This is a genomic window from Pseudomonas sp. FP1154 (assembly GCF_030687245.1).
Taxonomy (GTDB): domain Bacteria; phylum Pseudomonadota; class Gammaproteobacteria; order Pseudomonadales; family Pseudomonadaceae; genus Aquipseudomonas; species Aquipseudomonas rhizophila.
The window spans coordinates 120,932-138,986 of the sequence record NZ_CP117465.1 but is presented as its reverse complement, the minus strand read 5'-3'; the positions used below and the strand labels follow the sequence as shown (position 1 = coordinate 138,986).

At 56.6% G+C, this 18,055-nt stretch carries 12 protein-coding genes, 2 tRNA genes and 2 rRNA genes; 10 read left to right on the top strand and 6 right to left on the bottom strand.

Annotated features, from left to right (window positions below):
- Positions 1-72: 72 nt before the first annotated feature.
- The 6 genes from PSH91_RS00660 to PSH91_RS00635 form a co-directional block, all read right to left on the bottom strand.
- A 23S ribosomal RNA gene (locus tag PSH91_RS00660) occupies positions 73-2,964 on the bottom strand.
- A gap of 248 nt (positions 2,965-3,212) precedes the next feature.
- Positions 3,213-3,288 (bottom strand) — tRNA-Ala (locus tag PSH91_RS00655).
- Between the two features lie 26 nt (positions 3,289-3,314).
- Positions 3,315-3,390: transfer RNA gene (locus PSH91_RS00650), tRNA-OTHER, on the bottom strand.
- Positions 3,391-3,455: 65 nt separating this feature from the next.
- Positions 3,456-4,991, bottom strand: a 16S ribosomal RNA gene (locus PSH91_RS00645).
- Together the 16S and 23S rRNA genes with 2 tRNA genes alongside form the textbook arrangement of a ribosomal RNA operon.
- Positions 4,992-5,617: 626 nt before the next feature.
- Positions 5,618-6,838 (bottom strand): CaiB/BaiF CoA-transferase family protein, encoded by a 1,221-nt coding sequence (locus PSH91_RS00640; protein ID WP_281459662.1) that lies wholly within the window; start codon positions 6,836-6,838, stop codon positions 5,618-5,620.
- Between the two features lie 13 nt (positions 6,839-6,851).
- The gene (locus tag PSH91_RS00635; RefSeq protein WP_025216186.1) at positions 6,852-8,033 is read right to left on the bottom strand and encodes an acyl-CoA dehydrogenase; all 1,182 of its coding nucleotides are present in this window, start codon (positions 8,031-8,033) and stop codon (positions 6,852-6,854) included.
- Between the two features lie 157 nt (positions 8,034-8,190).
- Here PSH91_RS00635 and PSH91_RS00630 point away from each other — a divergent pair, with 157 nt between their 5' ends.
- The 10 genes from PSH91_RS00630 (at position 8,191) to PSH91_RS00585 (ending at position 18,015) form a co-directional block, all read left to right on the top strand.
- Positions 8,191-9,087, top strand: coding sequence for a LysR family transcriptional regulator (locus PSH91_RS00630; RefSeq protein WP_076386503.1), 897 nt, complete (start codon positions 8,191-8,193; stop codon positions 9,085-9,087).
- A 434-nt stretch (positions 9,088-9,521) separates the two neighbouring features.
- On the top strand, positions 9,522-10,643 hold the full coding sequence (locus tag PSH91_RS00625; protein ID WP_047230082.1) for a Re/Si-specific NAD(P)(+) transhydrogenase subunit alpha: 1,122 nt from the start codon (positions 9,522-9,524) through the stop codon (positions 10,641-10,643).
- A gap of 15 nt (positions 10,644-10,658) precedes the next feature.
- The gene (locus PSH91_RS00620; RefSeq protein ID WP_003187010.1) at positions 10,659-10,982 is read left to right on the top strand and encodes an NAD(P) transhydrogenase subunit alpha; all 324 of its coding nucleotides are present in this window, start codon (positions 10,659-10,661) and stop codon (positions 10,980-10,982) included.
- On the top strand, positions 10,982-12,418 hold the full coding sequence (locus tag PSH91_RS00615) for an NAD(P)(+) transhydrogenase (Re/Si-specific) subunit beta (RefSeq protein WP_047230081.1): 1,437 nt from the start codon (positions 10,982-10,984) through the stop codon (positions 12,416-12,418). Before PSH91_RS00620 ends, PSH91_RS00615 begins: the two co-directional genes overlap by 1 nt.
- Positions 12,419-12,616: 198 nt before the next feature.
- On the top strand, positions 12,617-14,110 hold the full coding sequence (locus PSH91_RS00610; RefSeq protein WP_139048753.1) for an acetyl-CoA hydrolase/transferase family protein: 1,494 nt from the start codon (positions 12,617-12,619) through the stop codon (positions 14,108-14,110).
- A gap of 318 nt (positions 14,111-14,428) precedes the next feature.
- Entirely contained in the window at positions 14,429-14,644 is a 216-nt protein-coding gene (locus PSH91_RS00605; protein WP_047230079.1) for a DUF1127 domain-containing protein, read from the top strand.
- Positions 14,645-14,972: 328 nt separating this feature from the next.
- Positions 14,973-15,290 (top strand): DUF2388 domain-containing protein, encoded by a 318-nt coding sequence (locus PSH91_RS00600; RefSeq protein WP_139048752.1) that lies wholly within the window; start codon positions 14,973-14,975, stop codon positions 15,288-15,290.
- A 108-nt stretch (positions 15,291-15,398) separates the two neighbouring features.
- Complete coding sequence (locus tag PSH91_RS00595) at positions 15,399-15,707, top strand: DUF2388 domain-containing protein (protein ID WP_047230077.1); 309 nt, start codon at positions 15,399-15,401, stop codon at positions 15,705-15,707.
- A gap of 26 nt (positions 15,708-15,733) precedes the next feature.
- Entirely contained in the window at positions 15,734-16,054 is a 321-nt protein-coding gene (locus tag PSH91_RS00590; protein ID WP_047230076.1) for a DUF2388 domain-containing protein, read from the top strand.
- A complete protein-coding gene (locus PSH91_RS00585) occupies positions 16,051-18,015 on the top strand; it encodes a DUF4105 domain-containing protein (RefSeq protein WP_305467002.1) in 1,965 nt (654 codons plus the stop codon). Before PSH91_RS00590 ends, PSH91_RS00585 begins: the two co-directional genes overlap by 4 nt.
- Positions 18,016-18,055 lie beyond the last annotated feature (40 nt).

Below are 18,055 nucleotides of genomic sequence, written 5' to 3'. Positions count from 1 at the left end.
TTCGGTTCATAGCGTCTTCACACACCGCAATCTGGTGCCCTGTATCGGGTCAGCAAATTGCTTGGGTGTTATATGGTCAAGCCTCACGGGCAATTAGTATGGGTTAGCTCAACGCCTCACAGCGCTTACACACCCCACCTATCAACGTCGTAGTCTTCGACGGCCCTTCAGGGGACTCAAGGTCCCAGTGAGATCTCATCTTGAGGCAAGTTTCCCGCTTAGATGCTTTCAGCGGTTATCTTTTCCGAACATAGCTACCCGGCAATGCCACTGGCGTGACAACCGGAACACCAGAGGTTCGTCCACTCCGGTCCTCTCGTACTAGGAGCAGCCCCTCTCAAATCTCAAACGTCCACGGCAGATAGGGACCGAACTGTCTCACGACGTTCTAAACCCAGCTCGCGTACCACTTTAAATGGCGAACAGCCATACCCTTGGGACCGGCTTCAGCCCCAGGATGTGATGAGCCGACATCGAGGTGCCAAACACCGCCGTCGATATGAACTCTTGGGCGGTATCAGCCTGTTATCCCCGGAGTACCTTTTATCCGTTGAGCGATGGCCCTTCCATACAGAACCACCGGATCACTAAGACCTACTTTCGTACCTGCTCGACGTGTCTGTCTCGCAGTCAAGCGCGCTTTTGCCTTTATACTCTACGACCGATTTCCGACCGGTCTGAGCGCACCTTCGTACTCCTCCGTTACTCTTTAGGAGGAGACCGCCCCAGTCAAACTACCCACCATACACTGTCCTCGATCCGGATAACGGACCTGAGTTAGAACCTCAAAGTTGCCAGGGTGGTATTTCAAGGATGGCTCCACGCGAACTGGCGTCCACGCTTCAAAGCCTCCCACCTATCCTACACAAGCAAATTCAAAGTCCAGTGCAAAGCTATAGTAAAGGTTCACGGGGTCTTTCCGTCTAGCCGCGGATACACTGCATCTTCACAGCGATTTCAATTTCACTGAGTCTCGGGTGGAGACAGCGCCGCCATCGTTACGCCATTCGTGCAGGTCGGAACTTACCCGACAAGGAATTTCGCTACCTTAGGACCGTTATAGTTACGGCCGCCGTTTACCGGGGCTTCGATCAAGAGCTTCGCGTTAGCTAACCCCATCAATTAACCTTCCGGCACCGGGCAGGCGTCACACCCTATACGTCCACTTTCGTGTTTGCAGAGTGCTGTGTTTTTAATAAACAGTCGCAGCGGCCTGGTATCTTCGACCGGCGTGGGCTTACGCAGCAAGTGCTTCACCCTCACCGGCGCACCTTCTCCCGAAGTTACGGTGCCATTTTGCCTAGTTCCTTCACCCGAGTTCTCTCAAGCGCCTTGGTATTCTCTACCCAACCACCTGTGTCGGTTTGGGGTACGGTTCCTGGTTACCTGAAGCTTAGAAGCTTTTCTTGGAAGCATGGCATCAACCACTTCGTCACCCAAAGGGTAACTCGTCATCAGCTCTCGGCCTTAAGATCCCGGATTTACCTAAGATCTCAGCCTACCACCTTAAACTTGGACAACCAACGCCAAGCTGGCCTAGCCTTCTCCGTCCCTCCATCGCAATAACCAGAAGTACAGGAATATTAACCTGTTTTCCATCGACTACGCTTTTCAGCCTCGCCTTAGGGACCGACTAACCCTGCGTCGATTAACGTTGCGCAGGAAACCTTGGTCTTTCGGCGTGGGTGTTTTTCACACCCATTGTCGTTACTCATGTCAGCATTCGCACTTCTGATACCTCCAGCAAGCTTCTCAACTCACCTTCACAGGCTTACAGAACGCTCCTCTACCGCATCACCTAAGTGATACCCGTAGCTTCGGTGTATGGTTTGAGCCCCGTTACATCTTCCGCGCAGGCCGACTCGACTAGTGAGCTATTACGCTTTCTTTAAAGGGTGGCTGCTTCTAAGCCAACCTCCTAGCTGTCTAAGCCTTCCCACATCGTTTCCCACTTAACCATAACTTTGGGACCTTAGCTGACGGTCTGGGTTGTTTCCCTTTTCACGACGGACGTTAGCACCCGCCGTGTGTCTCCCATGCTCGGCACTTGTAGGTATTCGGAGTTTGCATCGGTTTGGTAAGTCGGGATGACCCCCTAGCCGAAACAGTGCTCTACCCCCTACAGTGATACATGAGGCGCTACCTAAATAGCTTTCGAGGAGAACCAGCTATCTCCGAGCTTGATTAGCCTTTCACTCCGATCCACAGGTCATCCGCTAACTTTTCAACGGTAGTCGGTTCGGTCCTCCAGTTAGTGTTACCCAACCTTCAACCTGCCCATGGATAGATCGCCCGGTTTCGGGTCTATTCCCAGCGACTAGACGCCCTATTAAGACTCGCTTTCGCTACGCCTCCCCTATTCGGTTAAGCTCGCCACTGAAAATAAGTCGCTGACCCATTATACAAAAGGTACGCAGTCACCCAACAAAGTGGGCTCCCACTGCTTGTACGCATACGGTTTCAGGATCTATTTCACTCCCCTCTCCGGGGTTCTTTTCGCCTTTCCCTCACGGTACTAGTTCACTATCGGTCAGTCAGTAGTATTTAGCCTTGGAGGATGGTCCCCCCATATTCAGACAAAGTTTCTCGTGCTCCGTCCTACTCGATTTCATGACTAAGAGATTTTCGCGTACAGGGCTATCACCCACTATGGCCGCACTTTCCAGAGCGTTCCGCTAATCTCAAAGCCACTTAAGGGCTAGTCCCCGTTCGCTCGCCACTACTAAGGGAATCTCGGTTGATTTCTTTTCCTCAGGGTACTTAGATGTTTCAGTTCCCCTGGTTCGCCTCTTGCACCTATGTATTCAGTACAAGATAACCATCTTATGATGGCTGGGTTCCCCCATTCAGACATCTCCGGATCAAAGTCTGTTTGCCGACTCCCCGAAGCTTTTCGCAGGCTACCACGTCTTTCATCGCCTCTGACTGCCAAGGCATCCACCGTATGCGCTTCTTCACTTGACCATATAACCCCAAGCAATCTGGTTATACTGTGAAGACGACATTCGCCGAAAATTCGCATGCTCTAAGAGCAACTCACAAATTTTACCTTAGCCTGATCCGTTACCAGTGAAAGTAACGTCCAGTCTATCTTTCTATCACATACCCAAATTTTTAAAGAACGATCTAATCAAAAGACTAGAAATCAACATTCAGCACCGTCTTGGTGGAATGCTCATTTCTAAGCTTTAAACGTTGGTGCCAATCTGTAATGGTGGAGCCAAGCGGGATCGAACCGCTGACCTCCTGCGTGCAAGGCAGGCGCTCTCCCAGCTGAGCTATGGCCCCGTATTTCTACAGGGAACACCATGAATTGGTGGGTCTGGGCAGATTCGAACTGCCGACCTCACCTTATCAGGGGTGCGCTCTAACCAACTGAGCTACAGACCCAATCGTCTTCTTCAATGAATCAAGCAATTCGTGTGGGAGCTCATGAAGCAGCTGCGGTCGTCGATTAAGGAGGTGATCCAGCCGCAGGTTCCCCTACGGCTACCTTGTTACGACTTCACCCCAGTCATGAATCACACCGTGGTAACCGTCCCCCCGAAGGTTAGACTAGCTACTTCTGGTGCAACCCACTCCCATGGTGTGACGGGCGGTGTGTACAAGGCCCGGGAACGTATTCACCGCGACATTCTGATTCGCGATTACTAGCGATTCCGACTTCACGCAGTCGAGTTGCAGACTGCGATCCGGACTACGATCGGTTTTGTGGGATTAGCTCCACCTCGCGGCTTGGCAACCCTCTGTACCGACCATTGTAGCACGTGTGTAGCCCAGGCCGTAAGGGCCATGATGACTTGACGTCATCCCCACCTTCCTCCGGTTTGTCACCGGCAGTCTCCTTAGAGTGCCCACCATGACGTGCTGGTAACTAAGGACAAGGGTTGCGCTCGTTACGGGACTTAACCCAACATCTCACGACACGAGCTGACGACAGCCATGCAGCACCTGTCTCAATGTTCCCGAAGGCACCAATCCATCTCTGGAAAGTTCATTGGATGTCAAGGCCTGGTAAGGTTCTTCGCGTTGCTTCGAATTAAACCACATGCTCCACCGCTTGTGCGGGCCCCCGTCAATTCATTTGAGTTTTAACCTTGCGGCCGTACTCCCCAGGCGGTCAACTTAATGCGTTAGCTGCGCCACTAAGAGCTCAAGGCTCCCAACGGCTAGTTGACATCGTTTACGGCGTGGACTACCAGGGTATCTAATCCTGTTTGCTCCCCACGCTTTCGCACCTCAGTGTCAGTATCAGTCCAGGTGGTCGCCTTCGCCACTGGTGTTCCTTCCTATATCTACGCATTTCACCGCTACACAGGAAATTCCACCACCCTCTACCATACTCTAGCTCGACAGTTTTGAATGCAGTTCCCAGGTTGAGCCCGGGGATTTCACATCCAACTTAACGAACCACCTACGCGCGCTTTACGCCCAGTAATTCCGATTAACGCTTGCACCCTCTGTATTACCGCGGCTGCTGGCACAGAGTTAGCCGGTGCTTATTCTGTCGGTAACGTCAAAACACTAACGTATTAGGTTAATGCCCTTCCTCCCAACTTAAAGTGCTTTACAATCCGAAGACCTTCTTCACACACGCGGCATGGCTGGATCAGGCTTTCGCCCATTGTCCAATATTCCCCACTGCTGCCTCCCGTAGGAGTCTGGACCGTGTCTCAGTTCCAGTGTGACTGATCATCCTCTCAGACCAGTTACGGATCGTCGCCTTGGTGAGCCATTACCTCACCAACTAGCTAATCCGACCTAGGCTCATCTGATAGCGCAAGGCCCGAAGGTCCCCTGCTTTCTCCCGTAGGACGTATGCGGTATTAGCGTCCGTTTCCGAGCGTTATCCCCCACTACCAGGCAGATTCCTAGGCTTTACTCACCCGTCCGCCGCTCTCAAGAGGTGCAAGCACCTCTCTACCGCTCGACTTGCATGTGTTAGGCCTGCCCCAGCGTTCAATCTGAGCCATGATCAAACTCTTCAGTTCAAACATCTTTGGGTTTTGAGAAAACCCTAAACTTGGCTCAGCAATCGTTGGTTACATCTTTGATTTCTCGCGGAGTAACTTGTGATGCTGATAATCTGTTGACTAGCAGTCTGACTCCACAAGCACCCACACGAATTGCTTGATTCAGTTGTTAAAGAGCGGTGGGTTGAGCCTTTCGTCTCAACCGAGGCGCGCATTCTACAGCGCCCGGTGTATCTGTCAAGCGGTTATTTTAAGAAGTTTTCAAAGTTTCCTCTGCAACTTCAACCACTTGCGCTTCCGATCTCTCGTTAGCGGGAGGCGAATTCTACAGCGTTACTCGCTGCTGTCAACACCTCTTTTTGACCGCTTTCGATCGAGAAGATCGAATCGTTAACGGAGCCAGGAAAACCGCCCCACCAACTGCTTCCCAAGCTTCGATGACCTGAAGCCCTGCGCTGCCGAAAATCGTTTAACTCATTGAAACTCAAGGAGTTTTTCGTTTCGACTGCGCCGGAAGTGGGGCGAATTATAGACTTCCAGAATTTGCCGTCAACCCTTAATTTCGTTTTTCTATCAATAAGTTGCAGGGCATTCGAAAAAGCCACCGCGCCCCTCAAAAAGCCTCTTCTATATAGAAGAGAGAATCAGAGCACCCCAGCCTCTCTCAACCCCGTCACCATCGCCTCATCCAACCCCAATACTCGCTGCAGGACATCCCGCGTGTGCTCCCCTAATAAAGGAGGCGCATTGCGATATTCCACCGGGGTCTCGGACAGCCGGATCGGGTTGGCAACCTGCGGCACTTTACCCGCCAGTGCATGAGGCAACTCCATCGCCAGCCCACGCGCCTGGACCTGAGGATCAGCAAACACCTGGGACAAATCGTTGATCGGCCCACAGGGCACACCAGCCCGCTCCAACTGAGCGACCCATTCGGCAGTGGTCTTGAATACCGTCGCCTGGCGAATCAAAGGTATCAATACTGCACGGTTCGCCACCCGCAACTTGTTTGTCGCAAAGCGAGGGTCATCAGCCCACTGCGGCTGCCCCGCTACCTCGGCGAACTTTCGGAACTGACCGTCATTGCCTACCGTAAGGATGAAGTCACCGTCAGCCGTAGGAAAGTCCTGATAAGGCACTATGTTCGGATGAGCGTTGCCCAACCGCTTCGGCGCGTTGCCCGTGGTCAGGTAATTCATCGCCTGGTTCGCCAGGCAAGCCACTTGAACGTCCAGCAAGGCCATGTCGATATGCTGCCCGCCGCCGGCATGATCGCGGTGAGCCAACGCTGCCAGGATGGCCACGGTCGAATAGACACCAGTCAGGATATCCGTCAGCGCCACCCCTACCTTCACCGGGCCCGCCCCCGCATCACCTTCAGGCCGACCGGTGAGACTCATCAAGCCCCCCAGCCCCTGGATCATGAAGTCATATCCGGCGCGCTTGGCGTAAGGACCGGTTTGACCAAACCCGGTAATCGAGCAATAGATCAGTTGCGGGTTGATCGCCTTCAGCGAGTCGTAGTCCAGGCCATAGGCCGCCAGCCCACCTACCTTGAAGTTCTCAATCAGAATGTCGGACTTGGCCGCCAACTCCCGCACCAACCTTTGCCCCTCGGGGTGCGTGAAATCGATGGTCACCGATTGCTTGTTGCGATTGGCCGACAAGTAATAGGCCGCCTCGGTGGTATTCTCGCCAGACGCATCCTTCAGGAACGGCGGCCCCCAGGCGCGCGTATCGTCACCACCACCCGGCCGCTCGACCTTGATGACCTCAGCTCCCAGGTCCGCCAGGATCTGACCAGCCCACGGGCCGGCCAGCACCCTCGATAAATCCAGTACCCGCAGATGCGAAAGCGCGCCCATGCCGTTCCCCCTATTAATAGAACGCCTGGATACCGGTTTGCGCACGCCCCAGGATCAGTGCATGAACGTCATGAGTACCTTCGTAAGTGTTCACCACTTCCAGGTTGACGAGATGGCGAGCGATGCCGAACTCATCGGAGATGCCATTGCCGCCCAGCATGTCCCGCGCCATGCGAGCAATATCCAGGGACTTGCCGCAGGAGTTGCGCTTCATGATCGATGTGATTTCAACAGCGGCCGTACCCTCATCCTTCATACGCCCCAGACGCAGGCATCCTTGTAGGGCAAGGGTGATTTCAGTCTGCATGTCGGCCAGCTTTTTCTGGATCAACTGAGTGGCAGCCAAAGGACGACCAAACTGCTGCCGATCCAGGGTGTACTGGCGAGCGGTGTGCCAGCAGAATTCGGCGGCACCCAAGGCCCCCCAGGAGATGCCATAGCGAGCCGAGTTCAGACAGGTAAAAGGCCCTTTCAGCCCACGCACATCCGGAAAGATGTTTTCTTCTGGAACGAAGACGTTATCCATGACGATCTCGCCAGTGATCGAAGCGCGCAGACCGACCTTGCCGTGAATTGCCGGCGCACTCAGGCCCTTCCAGCCTTTCTCCAGAACAAAGCCGCGGATATCACCGGCGTCATCCTTACCCCAGACGACAAATACATCGGCAATCGGGCTGTTGGTGATCCACATCTTGCTACCCGTCAGGCTGTAGCCGCCTTCCACTTTGCGCGCACGGGTAATCATCGCTCCCGGGTCGGAACCGTGGTTCGGCTCTGTCAGACCAAAGCAACCGATCCACTCGCCGGAGGCCAGCTTTGGCAGGTACTTCTGCTTTTGAGCTTCGGTACCGAACTCATTGATCGGCACCATGACCAACGAGGACTGCACGCTCATCATCGAGCGATAACCTGAATCAACGCGTTCCACTTCACGAGCGATCAAGCCATAGCTGACGTAGTTCAAGCCGCTGCCGCCGTACTGTTCAGGAATGGTTGCGCCCAACAAGCCGACCTCACCCATCTCACGAAAAATCGCCGGGTCGGTTTTTTCATGACGGAACGCTTCCAACACCCGCGGCGCGAGCTTCTGTTGGGCGAACTGCTCGGCAGTGTCGCGAATCATGCGTTCTTCTTCGGTGAGTTGCTGGTCCAACAACAATGGATCAATCCAGTTGAAACTCGCTTTACCGGCCATGAAAGAGTCCTCGCCAATCAGATTAAAAATCGTGGATTGATCCTAGGCGCGCTTTCCTATCAGAGCAAACGAGGATTACGCACGCTCTTGTGCTAATTTCTCACTCCGTAAACGCCCTGAACCCCGTTTACGACCCTGACGAGTGAGGTTGATGTACATGCGCAGAAAAATCCCCAGCACCGCCGCTCTGGTCAGCTTCGAGGCCGCCGCACGTCATGAGAGCTTCACCAAGGCCGCACAGGAGCTTTCCCTCACACAGGGCGCTATTTGTCGACAGATCGCCAGCCTGGAGGACTTCCTCGGTGTGGAGTTGTTCCGACGTTCACGGCGGGGAGTCAAACTGACAGAGGCCGGACTTTCCTACAGCCGCCGCGTTGCCACTCAACTGGACGCCGTGGAGCGCGATACTCTTTCAGTGATGGGGCATACCGGCGCCAACGTGATAGAGCTGGCAGTGGTTCCGACGTTTGGTACTCAATGGCTGCTACCGCGCCTCAAGGACTTCCAACAGCAGCATCCAGAAGTCACGGTCAATCTGACCAATCGCACGCGGCCGTTTCTCTTTGCGGATACGGATTTTGACGCAGCCATTTATTTCGGCGATGCGGACTGGTCCGGTACCGAATCCCACAAGCTGATGGGAGAAAACCCGATGCCCGTGTGCAGCCCTACCTTACTGGGCAACCGGAACAGCCTGACACCGCAAGCCATCGCCGAACTGCCCCTACTTCAGCAAACCACCCGCCCGTATGCGTGGCGCCAGTGGTTCAACGCTCAAAACCTCAATATCGCGCGAGACCTGACAGGCCCGCGTTATGAACTATTCTCCATGCTTGCCCAAGCGGCGATGCATGACATGGGAATCGCCTTGATTCCACCTTTTTTGATCCAGCGCGAGCTGGCCGAGAAACGATTGGTCGTTGCCAATCGAAATGCCTTGTCGAGCATCAAGGCCTACTACCTGATGATCCCCGAACGAAAGGTCGAATCGGCCTCTCTGAGGGCTTTTCGCGATTGGCTGGTCAATCAAGCTAGTAGCTACAGCCTTGATTAACAAGGAAAAACTCTATATCCGACTCCGGTAGTAAGCTAATCAAAAGCGCTACAGATATAAATTTATGTCGCATACAGTCAATCTGTTACGAAATCAGTACCGTAGTCTCATAACCGTTCAAATACGTGGCTTTGAGCCACGTTACGCAGCTCATCAGGGTTCATTCACGTCGCCAATGGAAAAATCGTCAAATTTGGCCTGAAACCCTGGAAAGCCCAGCCTACAAGGGATATATGCCGATCATTGCGACATTCGGTCACAGGGTGACTTGTAGTTAATTTTCCGTCACCCGTCATAATCCCTTGAAGGGCTGAATTTTCGCCTGCAAAATGCCGCGCCCCGCCTGATTCGGCGGGATCGTGCTGATCGGCCGCCCCAGCCGCACCATCCGAAGTGCCTGGGTTTACTCAATAAGATCACGCAGGAGATTTGACGTGCACATTGGTGTTCCTCTCGAAACCCAGACGGGTGAAACGCGGGTTGCTGCAACCCCGGAAACCATCAAGAAGCTGATCGGCCAAGGCCATAAGGTCACTGTTCAAAGCGGCGCCGGCATCAAGGCCAGCGTTATCGACAGTGCCTATGAAGCAGCGGGCGCCACCATTGGCAGCGCCAGTGATGCTTTCGGGGCCGAACTGATTCTCAAGGTGGTCGCCCCCAGCGACAGCGAACTGACGCTGATCAAGAGCGGCACCGTTCTGGTGGGCATGCTCAATCCGTTCAATAACGAAACCATTGCCAAGCTGGCCGAACGCGGCATTACCGCTTTCGCCCTTGAGGCTGCACCACGCACCTCCCGTGCCCAGAGCCTGGATGTGCTGTCGTCTCAAGCGAACATTGCCGGCTACAAGGCCGTGCTGCTGGCCGCCCACCATTATCCACGCTTCATGCCGATGCTGATGACCGCCGCGGGTACCGTGAAAGCGGCGCGGGTGCTGATTCTCGGTGCTGGCGTGGCTGGGTTGCAGGCGATTGCCACGGCCAAGCGCCTGGGTGCGGTGATCGAGGCGTCGGACGTGCGTCCGGCAGTGAAGGAACAAATCGAATCCCTCGGCGCCAAGTTCGTCGATGTACCTTACGAAACCGACGAAGAGCGTGAATGCGCCGTCGGCGTTGGCGGCTACGCCCGACCCATGCCCGCCAGCTGGATGCAGCGCCAGGCCCAGGCCGTGCACGAGCGCGCCAAGCAGGCTGACATCGTCATCACCACCGCATTGATTCCGGGCCGCAAGGCACCGACTTTGCTCAGTGCCGAAACCGTCGCACAGATGAAACCCGGCTCGGTGGTCATTGACCTCGCGGCCGCCCAGGGCGGTAACTGCCCGCTGACCGTGGCCGATCAGGTGGTGATCGAAAATGGCGTGACCATTTGCGGTCCGACCAACCTGGCCGGCGAAGTCGCGGCAGACGCTTCGGCGCTGTACGCCCGTAACCTGCTGGACTTCCTGAAGCTGGTCTTCACCAAGGAAGGTCAGTTCGACGTGAACCTGGAAGACGACATCGTCGCCGCGTGCCTGATGTGCCGCGACGGCCAAGTCATCCGCAAAAACGCCTAAGCAGGGATTCAGACAATGGAAGAGCTTATCTCCCCCGGTATCTACAACCTGATCATCTTTGTGCTGGCGATTTATGTCGGTTACCACGTGGTCTGGAACGTAACGCCCGCGCTGCACACACCGCTGATGGCGGTGACCAATGCCATTTCGGCCATCGTGATCGTCGGCGCCATGCTTGCCGCCGCACTGACCGTGACCCCGCTGGGCAAGACCATGGGCACCCTCGCCGTGGCCCTGGCCGCAGTGAACGTGTTCGGCGGCTTCCTGGTGACGCGCCGCATGCTTGAGATGTTCAAGAAAAAAGCCCCGAAAGCCGTAAAAGAAGAGGCGCCCAAGTAATGAGCATGAACCTGGTAACGACGCTCTACCTGATCGCGTCGATCTGCTTCATCCAGGCCCTCAAAGGCCTGTCGCACCCCACTACATCTCGCCGAGGCAACCTGTTCGGCATGCTCGGCATGGCGCTGGCGGTGCTCACTACCGTGGGTCTCATCTATAAGTTGGGCGCCGAGCTGGCTACCGCAGGCATCGGCTATGTGATCGTCGGTCTGCTGGTCGGCGGCACTGCCGGGTCGATCATGGCCAAGCGCGTCGAGATGACCAAGATGCCCGAGCTGGTGGCGTTCATGCACAGCATGATCGGCCTGGCCGCGGTATTTATCGCGATCGCCGCCGTGGTCGAGCCGCAGTCCCTGGGCATCGTCAAGCAACTGGGGGATTCAATTCCGGCCGGTAACCGTCTGGAGCTGTTCCTTGGCGCCGCCATCGGTGCAATCACCTTCTCCGGTTCGGTGATCGCCTTCGGCAAGCTGTCGGGCAAGTACAAGTTCCGCCTGTTCCAGGGCGCACCGGTACAGTTTGGCGGCCAGCACAAGCTCAACCTGATCCTGGGCCTGGCAACACTGGGTCTGGGCCTGATGTTCATGTTCACCGGCAACCTCGGGGCATTCGCCCTGATGCTGGCCCTGGCGTTTGTGTTGGGCGTGCTGATCATCATCCCGATCGGCGGTGCCGACATGCCGGTGGTGGTGTCGATGCTCAACAGCTATTCCGGCTGGGCTGCAGCGGGTATCGGCTTCTCGCTGAACAACTCGATGCTGATCATCGCTGGCTCCCTGGTGGGTTCCAGCGGTGCGATCCTCTCGTACATCATGTGCAAGGCGATGAACCGTTCGTTCTTCAACGTGCTGCTCGGCGGTTTCGGCAACACGGCGGATGCCGCTGGCCCGGCAGGCTCCAAAGAAGCCCGTCCGGTGAAATCCGGCTCGGCTGACGACGCCACCTTCCTGCTGACCAACGCCGATACCGTGATCATCGTGCCGGGCTATGGCCTGGCGGTGGCACGGGCGCAGCACGCGCTGAAAGAGCTGACCGAGAAGCTGACCCATCACGGCGTGACCGTCAAATATGCGATCCACCCAGTGGCCGGTCGTATGCCCGGGCACATGAACGTATTGCTGGCCGAGGCCGAAGTGCCTTACGACCAGGTGTTCGAGATGGAAGACATCAACTCCGAGTTCGGCCAGGCCGACGTGGTGCTGGTACTGGGTGCCAACGACGTGGTCAACCCGGCGGCGAAGAACGATCCGAAGTCGCCGATTGCCGGCATGCCGATCCTCGAAGCCTTCAAGGCCAAGACCATCATCGTCAACAAGCGCTCGATGGCCAGCGGTTACGCCGGCCTGGACAACGAGCTGTTCTATCTCGACAAGACCATGATGGTGTTCGGTGACGCCAAGAAGGTCATCGAAGACATGGTCAAAGCGGTGGAATAACGCTCACTGCTTCGCCACTAACGCCCCGACTTGTCGGGGCGTTTTGATTTGTATCAAGGCCGAACGTTACCGATCCGGTAATAATGTTTTGCCTGAAACGCCCGTAATAGACGCCTTAAATGCGACTTTTGTAGCGGGTCGGGCACGGCGCGAATTCACTAGACTGCGCATCCAGCTTCCAGCCCGAGATAACCACCCATGTACCGTGATCGCATCCGCCTGCCTTCGTTGTTGAACAAAGTGATGAGCGCTGCCGAAGCAGCCTTGCTGATTCAGGACGGCATGACCGTCGGCATGAGCGGTTTCACCCGCGCCGGAGAAGCGAAAGCAGTGCCCCACGCCCTGGCTGAGCGCGCCAAGGTCACGCCACTGAAAATCAGTCTTATGACCGGTGCGAGCCTGGGGAACGACCTCGACAAGGAACTCACCGAAGCCGGCGTACTCGCCCGGCGCATGCCATTCCAGGTCGACAGCACGTTGCGCAAGGCCATCAACGCTGGCGAGGTGATGTTCATCGACCAGCACCTGTCGGAAACCGTCGAGCAATTGCGTAACGCCCAGCTCAAGTTGCCGGACATTGCAGTGATCGAAGCCGTGGCCATTACCGAGCAAGGCCATATCGTGCCCACCACCTCGGTGGGCAACTCGGCCAGCTTCGCTATTTTCGCCAGGCAGGTCATTGTTGAAATCAACCTGGCCCACAACCCTGATCTGGAAGGGTTGCATGACATCTATATCCCGACCTATCGCCCGACCCGCACACCGATTCCCTTGGTGAAGGTCGACGACCGTATCGGCAGCACCGCCATCCCGATACCGCCGGAAAAAATCGCCGCCATTGTCATCACCAATCAGCCGGATTCGCCTTCGACAGTCATGCCGCCGGACAGCGACACCCAGGCCATTGCCGATCATTTGATCGGCTTCTTCAAACAGGAAGTCGCCGCCGGGCGCATGACCAATAAACTCGGTCCATTACAGGCCGGGATCGGCAACATCGCCAATGCCGTGATGTGCGGGCTGATCGACTCCCCATTCGAAGACTTGACCATGTATTCAGAGGTCCTGCAGGACTCTACATTCGACCTTATCGACGCCGGCAAACTGAGCTTCGCCTCTGGCAGCTCCATTACGCTGTCGGGCCGGCGCAATGCCGACGTATTCGGCAATCTGGAGAAGTACAAGGACAAGCTGGTCCTGCGCCCCCAGGAAATTTCCAACCACCCCGAGGTGGTACGCCGCCTGGGCATCATCGCCATCAATACGGCACTGGAGTTCGACCTCTACGGCAACGTCAACTCCACCCATGTCTGCGGCACGCGGATGATGAATGGGATAGGCGGCTCGGGGGACTTTGCGCGTAATGCGCATCTGGCGATTTTCGTCACCAAGTCGATCGCCAAGGGCGGCGCAATTTCCAGTGTCGTGCCAATGGTCAGCCATGTGGACCATACCGAGCACGATGTCGACATCCTGGTGACGGAGATCGGCCTGGCCGACCTGCGTGGCCTGGCGCCAAGGGAGCGGGCGCGGGTGGTCATCGACAATTGCGTGCATCCGGCCTATCGCCAGGCATTGAACGAGTATTTTGAAGCGGCGTGCGCCTTGGGCGGACATACACCGCACATCCTGCGCGATGCACTGAGTTGGCACCTGAATCTGGAAGAGACCGGGCAGATGCTGGCGGTTTAATACAGCTGGATCACCCGGGCAACAAATACAGTTTTCACTGGCCATCGCTTTCAACCCACAAACCACAAAAACTGTACTACTGTACCTGTGATTTCCTACAGCAAACTCCTACGCATCTCTGCTTTCACAGCAAAAATGCACATAAATAGTGCGCACAGGTACAGTTGCCTCAATATTGACCAGTACACCACCGTTTAACAGTTAACTGGTCTCTCACATTACAGGTGAACTGTATCTAGAGAGACTGGCCAAACGAGAGGATCATGGGCACCAGTTAAACCACTACCTAATCCCGCCATAAGCGGAAGGATGTCAACCATGGAACGTACACTCAGTTCCGAGCTGTTCTTCGAAGACAAAGCTGAAAAAAACCAGGCTTCCCTGCCTCTTCGCGTTATCGCTAACCTGATGTTGTGGCAGCGCCGCATCGCCAGCCGCCACCAACTGGCCCGTCTGGATGCACGCCTGCTGGCTGACGCCGGTATCAGCGAAGCACAACGCTACGAAGAGCTGAGCAAGCCGTTCTGGCGCTAACTCAGCGTCGCTGGCCCTGACCCATCGGGTCCACCGCCAGCACCGAATTGAACAAACAAGACCCGTCGCGGGAAACCGCGACGGGTCTTGTCGTTTCAGAGGCCTGGTTTTGCCAAAAACCACGCACCTGCACAGTTAAGAATAGCTAGAAAATAACCAGTACAGTTTTATCGAGCTGTTGTAGAAGCGTGGAAATTGCCAATGGCCAAGCTGTCATCCACCTCGTTCTGACCTAATATCGAAACGAACGTGGCGAAGCGGGTCGAGCATGCGTCTTCTCTTCCAGCTACACGCACCGGCACCACTTCATTATTCAAGGAGTTTCATCATGATCCGTCTTCGTCTGCTCAGCGCCGCCGCCCTGCTGGCCGTAGCCGCCCACTCCAATGCCAGTAGTTTTATCGTCACCACCGACTCCCTCGTGGGTGCGCTCAAGGCCACTTCCGACGCAACGTCCGATATCACTTCGTCGTTTCGCGACGACAAAATTGTCCTGGCCGCTCGTGACGATGCTGCCAGTTTCGTCGCCACTAACGGCGCCATCCGTGGTGTGAAACTGGAAAGCGCTCTGGATTACATCCGTCAGCAGGCACCGCAGTTGAACGCCTCCGACGCGCAGCTGGCCCAAGCCATCCTGGTGATCTGATTCCAGACATGAAACATCGGGACGCCAATGGTGTTCCGATGTTTCAGCGCTGGCTCTGGCGCAGTGGTTTGCGCTAGCCTTCGGACTCACCATCAACAGTCGAGTCCCATGCGTTTCTACTCAGATCTGTCCCTCGCTTTTTTCTTCAGCGCTTTATGCTGGTCCGTTCCGGCCCATGCTTTCGATGTCTCCACCCAGCAAGTCGTGATCAGCGGCTATGCCACGAGCATGGTGACCTCCGCGCCCTTCGACCATAAACTGATCGCCGCCGCCCACGATGATGCTGCGGCATTCGTTGCCAGCGATGGGCAGTTGAGAGGTGCGCAACTGGAGTCGGCCCTGGATTATCTACACCGGACCCAACCAAAACTTCACGTCAGCGACCTTGAACTGGCACAGGCAATTCTCGTCCAATAGTTATCTTTATTCTTCGGAGTCGTTCCATGCGTAGCCCGCTGATTGCTGCCACCCTAGGCCTGCTGGTGTTGGCCGATGTGGCCCAGGCACAAACCCTGGTAGCCACCAGTAACATCGTCGTTCGCGCCTCCCAGCGCACGATCGATTTCACCTCCGACACCACCACATCCATCCGTGACTCGAAAATCGTTCGTGAAGCCCATGACGATGCGGCCAGTTTCGTCGCCAGTAACGGGGAAATTCGTGGCGCTCACCTCGAGGCCGCCTTCGACACCTTGCGCACCCGCGTACCGGAAGCCCGCGACGCCAGTGACCAGGTTCTCGCCGAAGCCATCCTCGCATTGTGAGGCCGTTCGCCGTCTGGCTGACGGCCGGGGTCGTGCTGCTCTTGAGCAGCACCGCCCAGGCCGGCCTGCAACTGCACCTTAACGACGAAGGACTGACCCCGGCGCAACAGCAGGCCAGCCAGGCGCTGCTCGATGAAGCGATGCAGGCCCTGCCGCCGCGATTCATCGAACAGCTGGACCGACGCATCAATGTGGGCTGGACCGACCGGATGCCCGCCAACGCCTACGGCCAGGCCTCGCTGGTGTCGCAGTTGGACCTCAATCGCAACCTGCTCGACAGCCTCACCGACGGCAGTGCCGCCACGCAAAAGACCCATCGGCCCCACGGCACCGTGCGGCGGGAAATGCTCGCCACGGTCCTGCATGAACTGACCCACATTTATGATCGCTCGCGTTTATGGCCAAACGCCGAACGCGCGCTGATCCAACGCTGCACCCGACGCACCAGCAGCGCCGGGCTGATCGGCCTTCCCGATGAATGCCGGGGCCAGAACGACCGCCGCTTCACCCTCAGTGATGATCCCCGCTTGCTGGACCTCGCCGGCTGGCCGCAATACGTCGGCCGTCGTGGTGAACGGGAACAGCATAATCGCCAGGTCGCCCGCAGCCCGGACATCTACGAAACGAGCAGCCCCAAGGAGTTCGTCGCGGTCAACATGGAGTACTTTCTCCTGGACCCGAGTTATGCCTGCCGACGGCCAGCACTGTATCGCTATTATCAGGAACACTTTGGCTGGGCCCCCGCCGCCAAGAATACCTGCGCCCCGTCATTCGCGTTCCTCAACGCCGGCAACGACTTTGCCAAGACGCCACTGGGCAAGGTTGATCCAGAGCGGGTCTACGCCATCGATTACCTCTTGGCCGAAGCCAACCAGAACTGGGTCAGCCGCTGGGGCCACAGCATGCTGCGGCTGGTGATCTGCGCGCCGGACCGCCGCCCCCGTGGGCCGGATTGCCGGCTGGATCTGGATCAACACCTGGTGCTGTCATACCGCGCCTTCGTGGGCGATGTGCAGCTGTCGAGCTGGGATGGCCTGGTGGGCAAATACCCGTCGCGCCTGTTCGTACTGCCGCTGGCCCAGGTCATCGATGAATACACCAAGACCGAACTGCGCAGCCTGGCCTCGGTGCCGCTGAACCTGACACGGTCCGAGATCGAGGAAACGGTTGAACACGCCGCCGAAATGCACTGGAGCTATGACGGCAACTATTACTTCCTGTCCAACAATTGCGCGGTGGAAAGCCTGAAATTGCTGCGCAGCGGCAGCAACAATGCGCAGCTCAAGGGGCTGGACAGCATCATGCCCAACGGTTTGCTGGAAGTGCTCAAGGGGCGAGGTCTGGCGGATACCAGCGTGCTCGATGATCCCAAGGAAGCCTTGCGCCTGGGCTACCGCTTCGACTCATTCCGGGAGCGGTATCAGGCCATGTTCGAAGTGCTGAAGAAACACTTGCCGATCAAGCAACAAAACGTGGAAGACTGGCTGGCCCTGAGCGCCGCAGAACGCCGGCCATGGTTTGAACGGGCCGACCTGCGCACCAGCGCGGCGTTACTCCTGCTGGAACAGGCCAGCTATCGCCGACAACTGTTATTGGCCCAGGATGAGGTCAAGCAGCGCTACCTCGGTGCCCGTGAATTACAGAACGGCGGCATGGAAAGGGCCAACGCGACACTGCAGCAGATCCTCGCCAACAGCGGTTTCCTGAGCCGCCCCGCCGAGTTGCTGGGCAGCAGCGGTTACGGGCTACCGCAGCCCAGCGAATGGCAGCGACTGGAATCCGAAAGCAGCTTGCGTCAGAAACAGCTTCAAACACTGACAGGGGATTTGGATAAGGAAGTCAGGGCCTTGCTTGAGCCAAGCCGCGCGGCAGAAATCAGTGCCAGTGAGGCTAACGTCAAAGAGATAGGCGAGCATTTGCGTAAGCTGCACAAGGCGGGTGGCGGGTTGGAGTTGCCTTGAAGCCAAAAAGGGGTTCAGAACTCGGTTCTGAACCCCTTTT

Bases quoted from the DNA above. Each gene is read 5' to 3' on its own strand.
- PSH91_RS00600 (WP_139048752.1), top strand. From the start codon at position 14,973: ATGATCCGTCTTCGTCTGCTCAGCGCCGCCGCCCTGCTGGCCGTAGCC.
- PSH91_RS00610 (WP_139048753.1), top strand. From the start codon at position 12,617: ATGTACCGTGATCGCATCCGCCTGCCTTCGTTGTTGAACAAAGTGATG.
- PSH91_RS00635 (WP_025216186.1), bottom strand. From the start codon at position 8,033: ATGGCCGGTAAAGCGAGTTTCAACTGGATTGATCCATTGTTGTTGGAC.
- PSH91_RS00640 (WP_281459662.1), bottom strand. From the start codon at position 6,838: ATGGGCGCGCTTTCGCATCTGCGGGTACTGGATTTATCGAGGGTGCTG.
- PSH91_RS00620 (WP_003187010.1), top strand. From the start codon at position 10,659: ATGGAAGAGCTTATCTCCCCCGGTATCTACAACCTGATCATCTTTGTG.
- PSH91_RS00595 (WP_047230077.1), top strand. From the start codon at position 15,399: ATGCGTTTCTACTCAGATCTGTCCCTCGCTTTTTTCTTCAGCGCTTTA.
- PSH91_RS00590 (WP_047230076.1), top strand. From the start codon at position 15,734: ATGCGTAGCCCGCTGATTGCTGCCACCCTAGGCCTGCTGGTGTTGGCC.
- PSH91_RS00630 (WP_076386503.1), top strand. From the start codon at position 8,191: ATGCGCAGAAAAATCCCCAGCACCGCCGCTCTGGTCAGCTTCGAGGCC.
- PSH91_RS00615 (WP_047230081.1), top strand. From the start codon at position 10,982: ATGAGCATGAACCTGGTAACGACGCTCTACCTGATCGCGTCGATCTGC.
- PSH91_RS00605 (WP_047230079.1), top strand. From the start codon at position 14,429: ATGGAACGTACACTCAGTTCCGAGCTGTTCTTCGAAGACAAAGCTGAA.